This is a genomic window from Sharpea azabuensis DSM 18934 (assembly GCF_000702165.1).
In the GTDB taxonomy this organism is placed as follows: domain Bacteria; phylum Bacillota_I; class Bacilli_A; order Erysipelotrichales; family Coprobacillaceae; genus Sharpea; species Sharpea azabuensis.
Genome location: NZ_JNKU01000026.1, coordinates 1 through 15,418 on the forward strand (window position 1 = coordinate 1; position 15,418 = coordinate 15,418).

Annotated in this window: 19 protein-coding genes, 1 tRNA gene and 1 pseudogene; 15 read left to right on the forward strand and 6 right to left on the reverse strand. The window is 39.3% G+C overall.

Features of this window, described 5'->3' with window-relative positions:
- The 3 genes and pseudogenes from T529_RS0106480 to tnpA all read left to right on the forward strand — a co-directional run.
- The coding region (locus tag T529_RS0106480) for an ATP-binding protein (protein WP_033162807.1) at positions 1–301 on the forward strand (301 nt) is incomplete at its 5' end.
- Positions 302–353: 52 nt separating this feature from the next.
- A pseudogene (locus T529_RS12320) lies at positions 354–1,682 on the forward strand (IS1634 family transposase); the annotation flags it as partial.
- Between the two features lie 27 nt (positions 1,683–1,709).
- A complete protein-coding gene (gene tnpA / locus T529_RS0106490; protein ID WP_167666437.1) occupies positions 1,710–2,213 on the forward strand; it encodes an IS200/IS605 family transposase in 504 nt (167 codons plus the stop codon).
- A 97-nt stretch (positions 2,214–2,310) separates the two neighbouring features.
- On the opposite strand, the gene T529_RS12570 is transcribed toward tnpA, so the two are convergent.
- From T529_RS12570 to T529_RS0106505, 5 genes are all read right to left on the reverse strand, one after another.
- Positions 2,311–2,697, reverse strand: coding sequence for a hypothetical protein (locus T529_RS12570; RefSeq protein WP_051646892.1), 387 nt, complete (start codon positions 2,695–2,697; stop codon positions 2,311–2,313).
- Complete coding sequence (locus tag T529_RS13745; protein ID WP_081823081.1) at positions 2,690–2,908, reverse strand: DDE-type integrase/transposase/recombinase; 219 nt, start codon at positions 2,906–2,908, stop codon at positions 2,690–2,692. Before T529_RS13745 ends, T529_RS12570 begins: the two co-directional genes overlap by 8 nt.
- A gap of 14 nt (positions 2,909–2,922) precedes the next feature.
- Positions 2,923–3,156, reverse strand: coding sequence for an IS3 family transposase (locus T529_RS13750; RefSeq protein WP_081823082.1), 234 nt, complete (start codon positions 3,154–3,156; stop codon positions 2,923–2,925).
- A 19-nt stretch (positions 3,157–3,175) separates the two neighbouring features.
- A complete protein-coding gene (locus tag T529_RS0106500) occupies positions 3,176–3,400 on the reverse strand; it encodes a hypothetical protein (protein WP_033162808.1) in 225 nt (74 codons plus the stop codon).
- A gap of 83 nt (positions 3,401–3,483) precedes the next feature.
- Complete coding sequence (locus T529_RS0106505) at positions 3,484–4,176, reverse strand: DUF3153 domain-containing protein (RefSeq protein ID WP_033162809.1); 693 nt, start codon at positions 4,174–4,176, stop codon at positions 3,484–3,486.
- A gap of 124 nt (positions 4,177–4,300) precedes the next feature.
- Between T529_RS0106505 and T529_RS0106510 the strand changes: the two genes are divergently transcribed.
- The 4 genes from T529_RS0106510 (at position 4,301) to T529_RS0106525 (ending at position 5,856) form a co-directional block, all read left to right on the forward strand.
- Positions 4,301–4,376: transfer RNA gene (locus T529_RS0106510), tRNA-His, on the forward strand.
- Between the two features lie 169 nt (positions 4,377–4,545).
- Positions 4,546–4,821, forward strand: a complete 276-nt coding sequence (locus T529_RS0106515; protein WP_033162810.1) for a hypothetical protein — start codon at positions 4,546–4,548, stop codon at positions 4,819–4,821.
- A gap of 44 nt (positions 4,822–4,865) precedes the next feature.
- Positions 4,866–5,264: a hypothetical protein gene (locus T529_RS0106520; protein WP_033162811.1), complete on the forward strand. Its 399-nt coding sequence runs from the start codon at positions 4,866–4,868 to the stop codon at positions 5,262–5,264.
- Entirely contained in the window at positions 5,254–5,856 is a 603-nt protein-coding gene (locus tag T529_RS0106525; protein WP_033162812.1) for a hypothetical protein, read from the forward strand. The genes T529_RS0106520 and T529_RS0106525 overlap by 11 nt, the downstream gene beginning before the upstream one ends.
- Before the next feature lie 42 nt (positions 5,857–5,898).
- On the opposite strand, the gene T529_RS0106530 is transcribed toward T529_RS0106525, so the two are convergent.
- On the reverse strand, positions 5,899–7,107 hold the full coding sequence (locus T529_RS0106530; protein WP_033162813.1) for an NADP-dependent isocitrate dehydrogenase: 1,209 nt from the start codon (positions 7,105–7,107) through the stop codon (positions 5,899–5,901).
- 166 nt (positions 7,108–7,273) lie between these two features.
- On the opposite strand from T529_RS0106530, the gene T529_RS0106535 reads away from it, so the two are divergent.
- The 8 genes from T529_RS0106535 (at position 7,274) to T529_RS0106570 (ending at position 15,410) form a co-directional block, all read left to right on the forward strand.
- Positions 7,274–8,443 carry an aspartate aminotransferase family protein gene (locus T529_RS0106535; RefSeq protein WP_033162814.1) on the forward strand — a complete coding sequence of 390 codons (1,170 nt, stop codon included), beginning with the start codon at positions 7,274–7,276 and terminating at the stop codon, positions 8,441–8,443.
- 53 nt (positions 8,444–8,496) lie between these two features.
- Entirely contained in the window at positions 8,497–10,539 is a 2,043-nt protein-coding gene (locus T529_RS0106540; RefSeq protein WP_033162815.1) for a cysteine peptidase family C39 domain-containing protein, read from the forward strand.
- The gene (ybeY, locus tag T529_RS0106545) at positions 10,536–11,000 is read left to right on the forward strand and encodes an rRNA maturation RNase YbeY (RefSeq protein WP_033162816.1); all 465 of its coding nucleotides are present in this window, start codon (positions 10,536–10,538) and stop codon (positions 10,998–11,000) included. Before T529_RS0106540 ends, ybeY begins: the two co-directional genes overlap by 4 nt.
- A 1-nt stretch (position 11,001) precedes the next feature.
- On the forward strand, positions 11,002–11,400 hold the full coding sequence (locus T529_RS0106550) for a cytidine deaminase (protein WP_033162817.1): 399 nt from the start codon (positions 11,002–11,004) through the stop codon (positions 11,398–11,400).
- On the forward strand, positions 11,400–12,293 hold the full coding sequence (gene era, locus T529_RS0106555) for a GTPase Era (RefSeq protein WP_033162818.1): 894 nt from the start codon (positions 11,400–11,402) through the stop codon (positions 12,291–12,293). Before T529_RS0106550 ends, era begins: the two co-directional genes overlap by 1 nt.
- Positions 12,271–13,008 carry a DNA repair protein RecO gene (recO, locus tag T529_RS0106560; protein WP_051646893.1) on the forward strand — a complete coding sequence of 246 codons (738 nt, stop codon included), beginning with the start codon at positions 12,271–12,273 and terminating at the stop codon, positions 13,006–13,008. The genes era and recO overlap by 23 nt, the downstream gene beginning before the upstream one ends.
- Positions 13,009–13,032: 24 nt before the next feature.
- Complete coding sequence (locus T529_RS0106565) at positions 13,033–13,911, forward strand: alpha/beta hydrolase (protein WP_033162819.1); 879 nt, start codon at positions 13,033–13,035, stop codon at positions 13,909–13,911.
- Between the two features lie 125 nt (positions 13,912–14,036).
- On the forward strand, positions 14,037–15,410 hold the full coding sequence (locus tag T529_RS0106570; protein WP_033162820.1) for a glycine--tRNA ligase: 1,374 nt from the start codon (positions 14,037–14,039) through the stop codon (positions 15,408–15,410).
- The last annotated feature ends 8 nt before the right edge of the window (positions 15,411–15,418 follow it).

The following is a 15,418-nucleotide window of genomic DNA, read 5'->3' on the forward strand; positions in this document are numbered from 1 at the left end:
CATGAGACACAGGCTGCTTATAATCGATGAGATAGGATATCTTAACCTGGACAGCGAGGACGCCAACCTCTTCTTTCAGCTTATTACGCTCAGGTATGAAAAGAAATCCACAGTCATCACTACGAACAAGAGCCTTTCAAAGTGGAATGAGATATTTGGCGATCCGGTGATAACCAATGCCATTCTTGACAGGCTTCTGCATCATTCGCATATTGTGAATATCGTTGGACCATCATACCGGACAAAGGATGTTCTAGAGAAGCTTGAGGAATCAAAGAAAAAGGAATATCAAGCCACCTAAATTGGGGAATTTTAAATTACCCATTTTGAGGAAAATAATATTGCCATTATTACTGGCGAACATCTACCGCTCCCTGAACGTTCTTTCCGAGAACAGATACCTCATTGAAAGGGAGCTCTACCGGAACAGCGCCGCTCTCTTCGAGAAGAACACGTCGGTCCTCTATTACGACTGCACTAACTTCTTTTTCGAGACTGAAGAGGAGGATGGCTTCAGGATGTACGGGAAGTGCAAGGAAAACCGCCCTAACCCCATCGTACAGTATGGGCTCTTCATGGACTCGGACGGCATACCCCTGGCTGACTACGTCTTTCCTGGAAACCAGAACGAGCAGAAGTCCCTGAGGGAGCTTGAGGCAAGGGTCGAGAAGGACTTCGAGGTGTCAAGGTTCATCGTCTGCGCGGATGCCGGACTCAACGGATGGGAGAACAAGGTCTACAATGACCTGAAGAAGAACGGCGCCTACATCGTCACCTAGCCAATACGGAAAATGACAAAGACGATGAGAGAATGGGCCATTTCCCCTGACGGATGGGAGCTGGAGGGCTATCCGGACACTTTCAGCCTCAAGGACCTGGAAGGCAAGGAATTCATTGATATCGGCGGCGAAAAAAGAAGAATAAGGGACCTTGTCTTCTGCAAGCACAGATGGGAGAAGCGCACCAAAAAATCACAGTCATCAGGCGGCACTTACACCCTTGAGGAAAACTACATCGTCACCTACTCAAGGAAGTTCGCTGACTATCAGGACCACATCAGGGAGAAGAAGCTGGAAAGAGCCCGGAAGCTTCTCGGGAATCCCGGAAAGCTGACGAGGACGAACCAGCGCGATCCGCGCTACTACATCACCGAAATGTCAATGACCGGTGACGGCGAGGTCGCCAGCGAGAAGCTGTACGAAATCGATGAAAAGAAAATCGCCGAAGAGAAGAAATATGACGGCTTCTATGCGGTAACGACCGACCTGGAGGACAGCGACCTGTCACTGATCATAAGATCCAACAAGCAGCGATGGGAGATCGAGGAAAGCTTCCAGATAATGAAGAGCGAGCTGAGGACGAGACCGATGTACGTCTCTAGGGAGGACTCCATTAACGGGCACCTTCTCACATGCTTCATGGCGCTCATGGTCTACCGCCTTCTCGAGAAGAAATACCTGAATGAGCAGTACACATGCGAAGAAGTGCTCAGCACGCTTCGTGACCTCAACATCACATACCTGAATGGAACGAACTACATTCCATCGTTTACCCGGACGGAGATTGTTGATGCGCTGGCCGAAACATTCGGCTTCCAGCCATCAAGGGAGATCATTACACAGAAATATCTGAAAAAATTTCAGCGGGTCGTGAACTCCAAGAAAAGTACGAAACTGAAATGACACACAAAAAGACGAAAAGCATTGATTATATCAATACATTTCGCCTTTATCAGTTTTCTAACTGTAAAACATGAGATCTTATTCACACCAAAGTATAGACGAAAAGAAATATATGGTCAATATCGAAAAGACCTAAAGGAAATCATAAAGGAACTCTGCAGGTACAAGGGAGTGGAAATGGTAGAAGGACATCTCATGCCGGACCACGTGCATCTTCTTCTTGAGATTCCTCCGAAGCTGAGCGTAAGCTCGTTCATGGGATACCTGAAGGGAAAGTCAGCGCTGATGATGTTTGACAGACATGCGAACCTGAAGTACAAGTTTGGAAATAGACATTTCTGGTCTGAAGGATTCTATGTGTCGACAGTAGGACTGAATACAGCAACTGTGGAAAAACATATTCGAGAGCAGGAGATGCATGACCAAATGGTGGATAAGCTGAGTGTCAAGGAGTATGGGGATCCATTTTCAAACGCAACGAAGAGAAAAAGAAGTGAAAAAGGAATAACAAAAGACAAGAAAACAAAGTAGTGAAAAAAGTAAAAAAGAATCCCTTTGAGAGATAGCGAGCGTCAAGAGCGGTAGCTTGAACGAAGTGAAAGCAAGCGCCTTTAGACGCGAGCAGGTATTACAGGCTTATAGCCGCAGTTAAAACCACGCCTTTTAGGCGTGGTTTTAATTGTTGTGCTTGCGCCTGGTGTTTTGCTTTGCTCTTCTCAATCCCTTCCCAGAATCGTTCTATTTTTCTGCTTGGTGCAATCGGATACTGTTCTGGTGTAACCGCAGTCAGTGCTTCCTGTCTTACCTGATTTGCAGTCTTCCCATGAAAACGTTTCTGTGGATATCTGTAGATATAGTATTCATATGTCCTGTAAATGATCTCTGCGGCTTCTTCATATGCAAACAGAACCTTGGCCATATCCTTGATGAATCCCTGAAAGGATTCTACTGGTCCGTTATCGATACAATGGCCAACCCGTGACATGGATTTTGTCAGCCCGTCATCCTCAAGCATCTTGGAAAATACCCTGTGTGTATTGAAATCCTCTGTCGCTGTGCAGGAGCGGAGTAGTGCCTTGATTTAAGGTGATGGCCATGAAGTATGTGTCATTGACCAGTTTGGTATCGTTTCTTCTGCTGACGACAACGCCAACCGGATATCGGTCATACAAATCAAGGATCGTGCTGACGTATAATTTATCACCAGCATATTTCAGCTCGGTTATGTTGTTGCCCTATTTCAGATTCGTTGCTTTGGCATTGAAATCCCAATCCAGTACGTTATCCTTTGTTTCCTGTAAGTGGAATGACGCCGGTCAATGCGGAAATGAGATTCTATGCCATTGACGGCCATGATGCGATAGATACGTTTGCGATTATACTTCACATCACTATTATTATTGAGCGCATAGGTCATCTTCTGATAGCCAAATAAGCTGTTGTTTTCAACGGCGATGGGGAAGTATCCTTGCATCTTCGATGTCCACCCTGGACTACCTGTTCTTTGAATTCTTTTGAGTAAGATGCATTTCTTTCCTTAGGACTGAGAGCTTCTGGCCTATTGGCTTCATAGAGACTCGCCCATTCACGTATTCTGTTGTCACCATTTTTCCTATATCTAATTCTGATGCGATCTCAGCAGCTGATTTCTTTCCTGATAGATAATCCTGTACAGTTTTCAGTTTCTGTTCAAATGTATATTTTGCTTTTCGTCCCATAATAAAACCCCCTAAAAGCAGGGCAGTACATTTTGTGTATTTGTACCGTCTACCTTTAGGGGATCATATCAAAACAACAGTCTTTATTTTTGTTCTTTTCTTGTCTTCTTTAAAGCATAAAGTATGATGGCGATGATTAAGACGATACCACCAATAATAAGAAATAAAGTTTTAGCGTCAAATGTTTTACCAGTCTTGCTGCTAACGACAATATTCTCAACTTTGGCATCCGTCTTTAAGATTTCATGTAAAAGATCTACAGTTACTTTATTGCCTTTAACTTCCCCAACATTGCTTTTAGCTTTGTCAGGCATATTAAAGACTAATTTCATTTCAACGCCGTTCTTTTTTAATGATTCTTCATTCATGTTGAAATTATTTAATGTCTCAGTTGTAATATTGTTATCGGTGAGGGCGGAAGTGAAAGTCTTCATTGGAATTATCACTTGAACACGGCCATTTTTCACAATAGCCTTGATTGAGGAACTCATGGCATTGCTTGCCTCAACTCCAACATACTGCTTGCCATCATGTTTCTCTTTGATGACATGGGCAGAAACATCTTTATTGTTCTTAGTGAATTGTTTTTTTAAGTCTTGGGTAAATGTGCTTTCCTGTATGCCGCTTGTCTTTAGGGTATCCGTGCTTGCAAGCATGCGCACACTTGTTTTTACTTTGCCATTGCCTGAAACATCAAGGGTCATATTCATCTTCACACATCCTGATAATAAGAATGCAAGAAGTACAAGGGATAAGCTTTTAAGTCGTCTTTTCATTCTCTTAACCTCCATCCACATTCTAACATAAAACCTTGATTGAAACATCTTTTTGAAAAAAATATATTTACCCCTTTACAAACATCTATTTATCATGTATTATATCACTTGTCTTCAAGAGATGGCGGATATGGTGAAGTGGTTAACACACCGGATTGTGGCTCCGGCATGCGTCGGTTCGAACCCGATTATCCGCCCCATGATGAAGATATGACTTGCTTAGGCAAGTCTTTTTTGCCTTTCATTACCAATGTATGTCATCAAAATATAATCTATATTACATAAAATAATATAAAATGAAACATAAATATATAAATATGTTGCATATAAAGGTTAATTATGACATACTCTTAATATAGAGGTGATTCTATGAATGCGACAAATGGAGATTATCTACATTTATATAAGCGTTATGTCGATGTGGTTACGGTCATTAAAAAGAATGGTCAGATGCTGCCACTCTATCTTGCCTGGGATGATGAAAATGGAAGAAAGCTTTATAGAATCGATAAAGTGCATCAAATCAAGAAAGCTGTGAGTGAAGTAGGTGGTTGTGGTGTACGCTATGATGTGCGCATAGCTGGACATGAGCGCCGACTTTTCTATGAAAAGGATCGTTGGTTTATTGAATCCCATCAACCTTGATGCTTTTTTGAATGATTAATGATAGAATGATGGTGGAGGTTTCTATGATTACTGGAGCTACAATTATTTCTAATAATGTCAGTGTGAAACATATGCCTGAAGCTGGACAGGATGCACAACAGACATTGAATATCACACCAACACATGTTACGTTGACAAGATATATTTTTGATCAAAAGATGGTTGAAAAGGGAAAAGAAGAAGCTGATCTTAATGGTCAGGCTATTCTTGATCTTATTGAGCAGTCCTTTCATAAGACATCACCCATTATTGCTTCACTAGAAGACAATAGCTGGGAGATTATTGTCAAGGATGAAACGGGCTATCGCTGGTTCTCAGGGGCAATGGGAGAGAAGATTTCTTATCAGAATCAGGATGTCAATGAATTAATAGCGGATATGTTGCCTTTTAAGAATCTGATATTGTTTGGTTATGGCAAATAGAATACGCAAAGTATCAGGAAAAAAGCCTAGTGGACTACAAGTTTTCAAAGAAGATTTTGTTATACTATTATTAAGCATCGGCTTAAGTTATCTTGTAAATACAAAATCATTAATGGCACTATCTTTTATTAATCAGCCCAACTTCATTCTTGTTGTGATGATGGCTTTAGTGCTTTTTGCCTATTCTCCTTTTATTGGAGGAATGAGATCAATTTGTTTCTATCTAGGTCTTATAGCTGGAAAACATATGCAAGCGATTATCTTAATGAACTATCAGCCTGATCAAAAGACGATTGTCGGGCTTGTGATTGGCATAGTTGTAGCTATTGGCTTATGGTATAGTAAAGGAAAAGGACAGATGAGTGAGATACTCGCAGGAGCTTCCTTGGGCTTCTTGCTTGTCTATGGCTTAAATGTTACTTTGACTCATTTAGCTATTAGTTCGCTCTATGATCTTGTGTTGCTTGTTGTTGGGGCTATTCTTCTCTATCAGAACATGAAACAAATGGCAATGGTTGTTCTTTATGGTTTTTTGTTCTATTTTCCTTATAAAATTATGATTATCCCTGGCTTACAAATGTTTCTGGGATAGAAAAACGTTCCCGTATATGCATATGCGAGAACGCCTTTTTGTTTATAAGATTTTTTCTAATTCCTGACGAATAGCTTTTAAGAATTCTTCGGAATTGACTTGTTTGACTTCAACCCCTGTTGCTAAGGTAGAAAGGTCCTTTGTCATAATGCCACTATTTAAAGTATTGAGGCAGGCTTCTTCAAGCTTATCACCAAAACGCATTAAATCAGGCAGATTGTCTTTTTCACCACGTTTTCTTAATGCTCCGCTCCAGGCAAAGATTGTTGCCATTGGGTTTGTCGAAGTTGCTTCGCCTTTAAGATAACGGTAGTAGTGACGTGTAACTGTGCCATGTGCAGCTTCATATTCATAATTGCCTTCAGGGGAAACAAGAACACTTGTCATCATGGCTAGAGAACCAAAGGCAGTAGAAACCATATCACTCATCACATCACCATCATAGTTCTTGCATGCCCAGATAAAACCACCCTTGGAACGAATGACTCTGGCGACAATATCATCGATAAGGGAATAGAAATATGTCAGGTGAGCAGCTTCAAATTTCTCTTTATATTCACTGTCATAGACTTCCTGGAAGATATCTTTGAAGCGATGATCATATTTCTTGCTGATGGTATCCTTTGCGCCAAACCAGAGATCCTGTTTTTGATCAAGGGCATAATTGAAACAGCTACGGGCAAATGAACGAATAGAATCATCTTTATTATATTGACCCTGTAAGACACCAGGACCTTCAAAGTTAAAGATTTCCTGGCTTATTTCCTGCCCATCATCACCTTTGAAATTCAATGTGGCAACACCAGGACCAGGAACTCTTATTTCTGTAGATTTATAGACATCCCCATAAGCATGTCTGGCAATCGTAATTGGTTTTTCCCAGTTCTTAACAACAGGTTTGATTGGATCAATCATGATTGGTGCTCTAAAGACTGTGCCATCTAGAATAGCACGGATAGTGCCATTAGGAGATTTCCACATTTCATGTAAGTTATATTCATCCATACGCTGTGCATTAGGTGTGATTGTTGCACATTTGACTGATACGCCATATTTCTTATTCGCATTAGCAGCATCAATGGTTACTTGGTCATTTGTTTCATCACGATGAGGTAAACCTAAATCATAATATTCACTTTTTAAATCGACAAAAGGAAGAATGAGCTCATCTTTAATCATCTTCCATAATACTCTTGTCATTTCGTCGCCATCCATTTCTACAAGGGGCGTAGTCATCTGAATCCTAGCCATATTAGTATCCTCCGTTTATTGATGTCATTATACACAAATTGTATACAATTATGCAAGATATTTATGGAAAAGCCAAACAATATAGAAAAACTTAGGTAAATACGGATTAAATATTGAAAAAACATGATTTGTTTGATAGAGTGTACACAATATTAAAGGGGGTTGTATGATGTTGAATGATGAATATCTTATTCATGCCTATGGTCGTCATGATGCCGCAATAGATCATGGTGATGGCGTTTATTTGTATGATACAGAAGGTAAGAAGTATTTGGATTTTTATGCAGGAATTGGGGTAAATGCGCTTGGTTATGGCTATCAAGCTTATAATGAGGCTTTGAAGAAACAGTTGGATAAAGTCTTGCATGTCTCTAACTATTTCTATACACCACCATTACTTGAAGCAAGCGAGAAGGTTGTTAAAGCGACAAAGCTAGATCAGGTCTTTTTTACGAATTCAGGTGCAGAAGCTATTGAAGGGGCTTTAAAACTTGCCCGCAAATATTATTTCTTAAAGCATGGTCAGGCAGATAGTGAAATTATCTCTTTCCATCATTCATTCCATGGTCGTACAACAGGAGCTGTAAAATTAACCGGCAATGCGCATTATCAGGAGGCCTTTGGCCCTTTGATGACGGGTGTAAAATATGCCAACCTGAATGATCTTGACAGTGTTAAAGCGCTTATCAATGATCATACAGCAGCCATTATTGTAGAACCAGTTCAAGGAGAAGGTGGCGTTAATCCATGTACAAAAACATTCATGCAAGGATTAAGAGCTCTTTGTGATGAATATGGATTATGTCTGATCCTTGATGAAGTACAATCCGGTATGGGAAGAACAGGAAGCATGATGACTTATTTCCAGTTTGATATCACGCCCGATATTGTCTGTCTTGCCAAGGCGCTTGGATGTGGTGTACCAGTTGGGGCTTTTGTCGCCAACAAGAAATATGGTGATGCATTAGTGCCAGGTGATCATGGCTCTACTTATGGTGGTAATCCTTTTGTCTGTGCAGCTGTCTCTACAGTCTTTGATATTTATCAAAATGATCATATTGTGGAAAAAGCACATGAAGCAGGCATGTATTTAGAAACCAAGCTTAATGAGCTTGAAGAAAAGTGCAGTCATGTTGTAGGTCATCGTGGTTTAGGGCTCATGCAGGGAATCTTGTTGGATGAACCTAATAGTTCAGCCTATGTTCAAAAAGCACTTGAGGCGGGCTTGATTGTAGTATCAGCCGGGGCTGATGTTGTCAGATTGCTACCACCACTTATTATCACGCACAAACAAATTGATGAGGCAATGGGAATTCTTGAAAAGATTTTAAAATAATATGAGAAAAACATCTTCTATGAACGAATAAATATATAGGAGGTGTTTTTTCTATGCATAAATATCCCATCTATTTACAAGATGATGAGAAGAGCTGTGGTGTTTATTGCTTAAAGATGTTGTTGAAGTATTATGGAATTGATGAAGATACGACCGTCTTAAAGACAAAGACGAGGGTGGATGCAAGCGGAACGACAATCAAAGGGCTTGTCGAAACACTTAAGTCCTATAATGTTGAAACGAAGGCCTATAAAGCTTCACTAGATCAGCTTGAAGAAAATCATGTACCAATACCGGCTATTTTACATATTATTGAAGGAAAGCTAGGTCATTTTGTCGTTCTTTATGAACTTGGTGAACAATGTGTAATTGGTGATCCGGCTAAGGGACTGTTACAGGTTCCTCGCATGCAGCTAAAAGAAATGTATTCAGGCTTTGTGATTGTGATAAGGCATATTGGTCGCTATTATGATTATCATGATGTCACTTATAAAGATTTTTTAAAACAGACTTACAAACTCTATCGTAAAGAAGTTGGCGTATTAATTCGTTATGCCCTATTTTCATCACTTCTTTCATTTGTCCTAAGCCGTATTGCTGGCATCATGATTGATGAAATGAAGGTCAAAATGCCTTTATTTCTAGGCTTTGCCCTATTTCTTGCTTATAGTATGCTGAGTTTAATAAAAGTCTTGTTGACGAAGATGAAGAATAAGAAGACGGTGCTATTTGAACGCGCTTTGGACAAGGAAGTTGTCTATCGTTCCATTATCAATGCCTTGCATCTTCCTGAACATTTGTTGAGCAGTGATGCTGGGTTGATTCAATCCAAGCTGCTCAATCTCTACCATCTTTCATCCTATACAGTGCGTTTCTATGAAGCATTCAGTATTGATATATTAACGATTGTCTTGCTTTTTGTGGCATTGGTGTTGCTTTCACCAATTATGGCATTGCTGGCATGTGTTAGTTTTCTTGTCATTTTCTTCTATGTTCATAGCCGCTCACGACTCCTTTTTGAACTCTACAAGACAACCTATGAGAAACATAATATTCATATGTCGGAATTGCTTGAATTTATATCTTCAAGGCATCTCTATCGCCAGAATGCTAATGGTAAAAAGTGGGAGAAACGCTTCGAACATGCCTATGAGCAGGAAGCGAATAGTGTCGAAGATCAGGAAATGGCAAAACAAAGCTTTGTCGCTCAGCTTGAAAGCCTTCATGTCATTTTTCTAACGCTTATCCTTCTTGTGGGGTTCTACTCCTTTCATGCATCACGACTGACTCTTGGCCACCTTCTGGCGTTTTATATGCTTTATAGTTTAATGGAGACACCGATTATTGAACTTGCCACAAGCATTGTTGAATATCGGGAGAATGTTTTACTCTTTGAGAGCTTTAAGGAGTTTGGTCTTGTCCAGAAGGATGGTCATGATGATCTCAAACAGGCTATTGCTACAATTGACTTTGATGATGTGACATATGGTTATGGCTATCATCTTGATGTATTAAAACATCTTGATTTTACGATCAATCATAATCTATTTATCATGGGGGCAAATGGTTCGGGCAAGAGTACATTGTTTTATTTACTGAAGGGACTTGATGATTGTTATAAGGGAAATATTTATCTCGATGACCAAGAGCTCAGAACTTTACGAAAAGCTTCCCTTTATAAACATATGGCCTATTGTGCAAGAGGGGAGACACTTTTAAAGGGAAGTGTAAGAGAAAATCTTGGCAGTCATGATGATGAGGCTATTCATGAAGTGCTTCAACTTCTTGAAAGCGAAGAGCTTTATTATCGTCTTGATCAGAATATGGATATGGATGGTCAACCTTTCTCTTCTGGCGAACAGGCGATTATTCAAATTGCCCGCTGCCTGCTTAAAGAAAGTGATGTCTGTTTATTTGATGAAGTCTTTTCTTCAATTGCCTTTTCAAAAGCGAAAAGAATCATTCATAAAATCTTTAAAGCTTATCCTGATACGCTATTTGTGATTGTAACCCATCAGCTAAATTTGATGAATAAGGGGGAAGAATATGCTATAATGGGGGATGGAAAAGTAAAGGAAATAAAGGTAAAAAGATGAATATTGATTTAGCTTATCAAAATGAAGTAACAGATTTTAAAGAAGATTATGAAAAGGACTTTCAGGACATTATCCAGACAACCTTAGAAGTTCTTCATATCAATGATGATATTGAAATGAGTGTTATTCTTGTTGATGACGAGAAGATTCATGAGATCAATCGTGACTATCGTCATATTGATCGTGCAACAGATGTCATTAGCTTTGCATTAGAAGATAGTGAACAGTTCTATATGGAAGGAATGCCTAGAGAACTTGGTGATATCTTTATCTCTGTTGACCACGCTAAAATGCAGGCAAGTGAATATGGTCATTCATTAAGAAGAGAAATGTGTTTCTTATTCTGTCATGGATGCTTACATTTACTTGGTTATGATCATATGACTGAGGAAGAGGAAAAAGAAATGTTTCATTTACAAAAGGTCATCTTAGACAAGCTTGATATTAAAAGGGAGGGTTAGTATGAAAGATTATCAATATTTAGTGGATGAAGCTTATAAAGCAGCTAAGCATGCATATATCCCTTATTCAAAGTTTCCTGTCGGTGCTTGTGTTGAGGTGCGTGATGGTCATTTGATTCATGGCTGCAATATTGAAAATGCAGCTTTTGGCTCAACCATGTGTGCGGAAAGAAATGCTGTTTATGGTGCATATTGTCAAGGTTATACCAAAGATGATATAGTGGCCTTGGCTATCGTTGGTGATGGACCAACTCTTATTTCACCATGCGGGGCATGTCGCCAGGTGCTAAGTGAACTCTTAGATCCCCATACCCCTGTTATCTTAGGCGCACGTGATCGTTATGAGATTACCAATATGGAAGAATTATTACCAAGAATGTTCTTAGAGGAGGACCTTTAATGTATAAATCAGGATTTGTCAGTATTGTCGGCAGACCAAATGTAGGAAAATCAACATTGTTGAATCAGCTCTTAAAGACAAAACTCGTCATCACTTCCCCAACAGCCCAGACAACACGTAATACCGTGCAGGGCATCTTAACGGATGATGAAGCCCAGATTGTCTTTTTGGATACACCAGGTGTGCATAAGCCCCAGGATGGCTTAGGCTCATTTATGAATGCGAATGCTTTAAATTCCATGCTGGATATGGATGCGGTTGTTTTAGTGGAACCGGTTGATGAAAGCGTTGGGAAGGGTGATAAATTCATTCTTTCAAGACTTGAGAAAGTAGAATGCCCTGTCTTCTTAGCACTCAACAAGAGTGATCTTGCCAGCAAGGAACACTTGATGGAGAAGCTTATAGAATGGCAATCGCTCTTTGATTTTGCTGGCATTATTCCTATTTCGGCCAAGAATGGTGATAATGTGGATGAACTTGTCAAAACACTTAAGTCTGTTTTGCCAGAGGGGGAAGCCATTTATCCAAAGGACATGATTACTGATCATCCTGAACAGTTTATTCTTGCGGAATTCATTCGTGAACGTATTCTCTATTTTACGCGTCAGGAAATTCCTCATGATGTTGCTATTGTTGTGGAATCATGGGAAGAAAATGAAAAGGAAATCTCTATTATGGCCGCGATTATTGTTGATCGTCCAAGTCAGAAGGGGATCATCATCGGTAAACAGGGCGCAATGATCAAGAAAATCAGAGAACAGGCAAGACGCCAGATGACACGTTTTGTCGGCAAGACAGTTCATCTTGAACTCTTTGTTAAGGTGGAAAAGAACTGGCGTAATAAAACAAAATATCTGAAAGAATTTGGCTATGATGAGGACGACTACAAATAGCGAAATCACGAAGGGCATTGTCTTGAAGACAATGCCCTATAAAGAAAATGATCAACTTGTCACCCTCTATACCTATGAATTTGGCAAGCTTACCATCAGGGCAAGAGGAAGTCGTAAGCTGACAAGCAAGAATGCTCCAGCACTAATGAGTATCACTGAGGGAGAATATGAGATTGCTCTTAAAAGTGGTCTTTCAAACCTCATCAGAGCAACGGCAATTCAGTATTATCAAAATATCAAGAAAACAATTGAAGCAGAAATCGTCGCCGATTATCTCTTAGAATATTTCTATCGTTATGAAAGTGAAAACAGTCCTTCTTTAGAACATTATCAGTTTTTAGAAGGTATTCTTGAAGCATTGGAAATAGGTTATGACTATCGCATCATCTATGCCTATATCAATTGTTTTATTATGAAAGAGAATGGGGTAGAACTGATGACGGATGGATGTGTTGTGTGTGGAAATCATCATGTTGACGGCTTTTCAATTGAAAATGGTGGATTTGTCTGTCATGAACACTATCATCTTCATGATCTCAGGTTGCCTAAAGATCAGCTTCAGGCCATTCGATATCTCTATAAGTGTCCTATTTCACGCCTTCATGAACTTCATCTTGAAGACATTAAGCCTATTCAGAAAATCTTTGAATATTATGTTGATGAATTCTGTGGGGTCAATCTCAGGTCTAGAAAATTTGTGAAAAGCATTCTATAATATACAAAAGTATGGAGGCGCCCCATGAAAAGAGAAGATACAATGACCTCAGCACTCAAGACAACAGTCCATTACTCAATCTATGAACCAACGATTGTATTACGTATTAAAGCTGTTGTTATCGTTGTGCATGATTTAGGTGAGAATAGACATAATTATGAACATTTTGCGAATGCATTAAGCCGTCAGGGCTATGTTGTTGTGGTTCCAGATCTCGTTGGACATGGTGAATCACTAGTGAACTTTGAACGTGGTTATTTTGGTGATGGTGACATCAGTCAAGCCATCATTAAGGACTACTTCAAGCTTCAGAATATCATGATTCGAAAATATCCTGATACCTTTTATTTTATGCTTGGCTCTGGTGTTGGCAGTAACATTGCCCTGCTTTATGCAAGTAAGTATGGGGATTATTTATCTGGTTTAATGCTTCTGTCACCAATTCGTCATTTCAGCCATTTGACATTACGTAAACTGCTGACAAGAATGCAGATCCGTTTTAAGGGCATGCATTACCATTCGAAAAATCGTCTTTTAAAGCTTCGCCCAACACATGAAAGTGGCGTTGTTGTTAAAAGACGTGATCAATTCAATGATCATTTCACTTATGCCTCAAAGGCTCTTGAAGACATATATCAATTAGTTGAAAGAACGAATTCAGTTGAAACATTACAAAATATTCCTCATCATTTACCAATGCTTTTTGCAGGCGGCAAGAAGGATGCAATGACACATTTCTTAGCTGATAATGAATGGCTTTGTCACTTATATCAACAAGAAGGCTTTGAAGAGATTCGCTGTAAATCCTATATGCAAAGTGGGCATCACTTATTGTTTGATGTTGAGCGAGAAGATATCTATAAGGATTTATTAGACTATTTAAATGAACACATTTATTATTAGTACACTCATTGTTGGTTGACAAATAACCACTATAAGTGTACATATAAGATGTTTTAAAATATTATGAAATGACTTAGCTCAGGCTAGGTCATTTATCATTTTTATGTTAACTTAGGAGGCTCAAGATGGCATTAGATATGGAAAAACTTATCGCGCATGCGAAGAATAACGGCTTTGTCTACCAAGGTTCAGAAATCTATGATGGCTTAGCTAATACCTGGGATTATGGTCCTTTAGGTGTTGAATTGAAGAATAATATTAAGCGTGCTTGGTGGAAACGCTTTATTCAGGAATCACCATACAATGTAGGTATTGATTCAGCTATTTTCATGAATCCAAGAGTATGGGAAGCAAGTGGTCATATTGGTAATTTCAATGATCCACTTATTGATTGTAAAAAATGTGGCAAGAGACATAGAGCTGATAAGCTTATTGAAGCCTATGATCCAAATATGCATGCTGATGGTATGGAACCAGAAGAAATGATGGCCTATATTAGAGAACATAATATTGGTTGTCCTGATTGTGGTGGACATGACTTCACTGATATCAGAAAATTCGAATTAATGTTTGAAACATCTATGGGTGTTGTCAAAGATGCCAAGAGCACAGTTTACTTAAGACCAGAAACAGCCCAGGGTATTTTCGTTAACTTCAAGAATGTTGCAAGAACAACACGTAAGAAAGTCCCATTTGGTATTGGTCAGATTGGTAAGTCATTCCGTAATGAAATTACACCAGGTAACTTTATTTTCCGTACAAGAGAATTTGAACAGATGGAACTTGAGTTCTTCACAAAACCTGATACAGACTTAGAATGGTTTAGCTACTGGCGTAGTGCCTGCATGAATTTCTTAAAGGACTTAGGCTTGAAGGAAGAAAATTTACGTTTTAGAGACCATGAACAGAAAGAATTATCTTTCTATTCTAAAGCGACAACAGATATTGAATACCTTTACCCATTTGGCTGGGGCGAATTATGGGGGATTGCTGATCGTACGGATTATGACTTGAATAGACATATGGAATATTCTAAGAAGGATCTTACTTATCTTGATCCAACAACACATGAAAAATATGTCCCATATGTCATTGAACCATCAGTAGGTGCTGATCGTCTCTTCTTGTCAGTAATTGCGGATGCATATGATGAAGAAGAATTAGAAGGCGGCGATACAAGAATCGTTATGCACTTACATCCGGCTTTAGCACCAATCAAGGTTGCCGTTTTACCTCTTACTAAGAAATTAAGTGAAAAGGCTGAAGCTATTTATGCCTCATTATCAGCTGACTTTAATACAGAATATGATGTCTCTGGCAAGATTGGTAAACGTTATCGTCGTCAGGATGAGATTGGTACACCATTATGTGTCACAGTTGACTTTGATACATTGGAAGATGAAGCTGTTACTGTACGTGATCGTGACACAATGAAACAGGAACGTGTGAAGATTGAAGATTTAAAAGACTACATTGCTAAACGCGTTGCATTTAAATAATAAAGGAG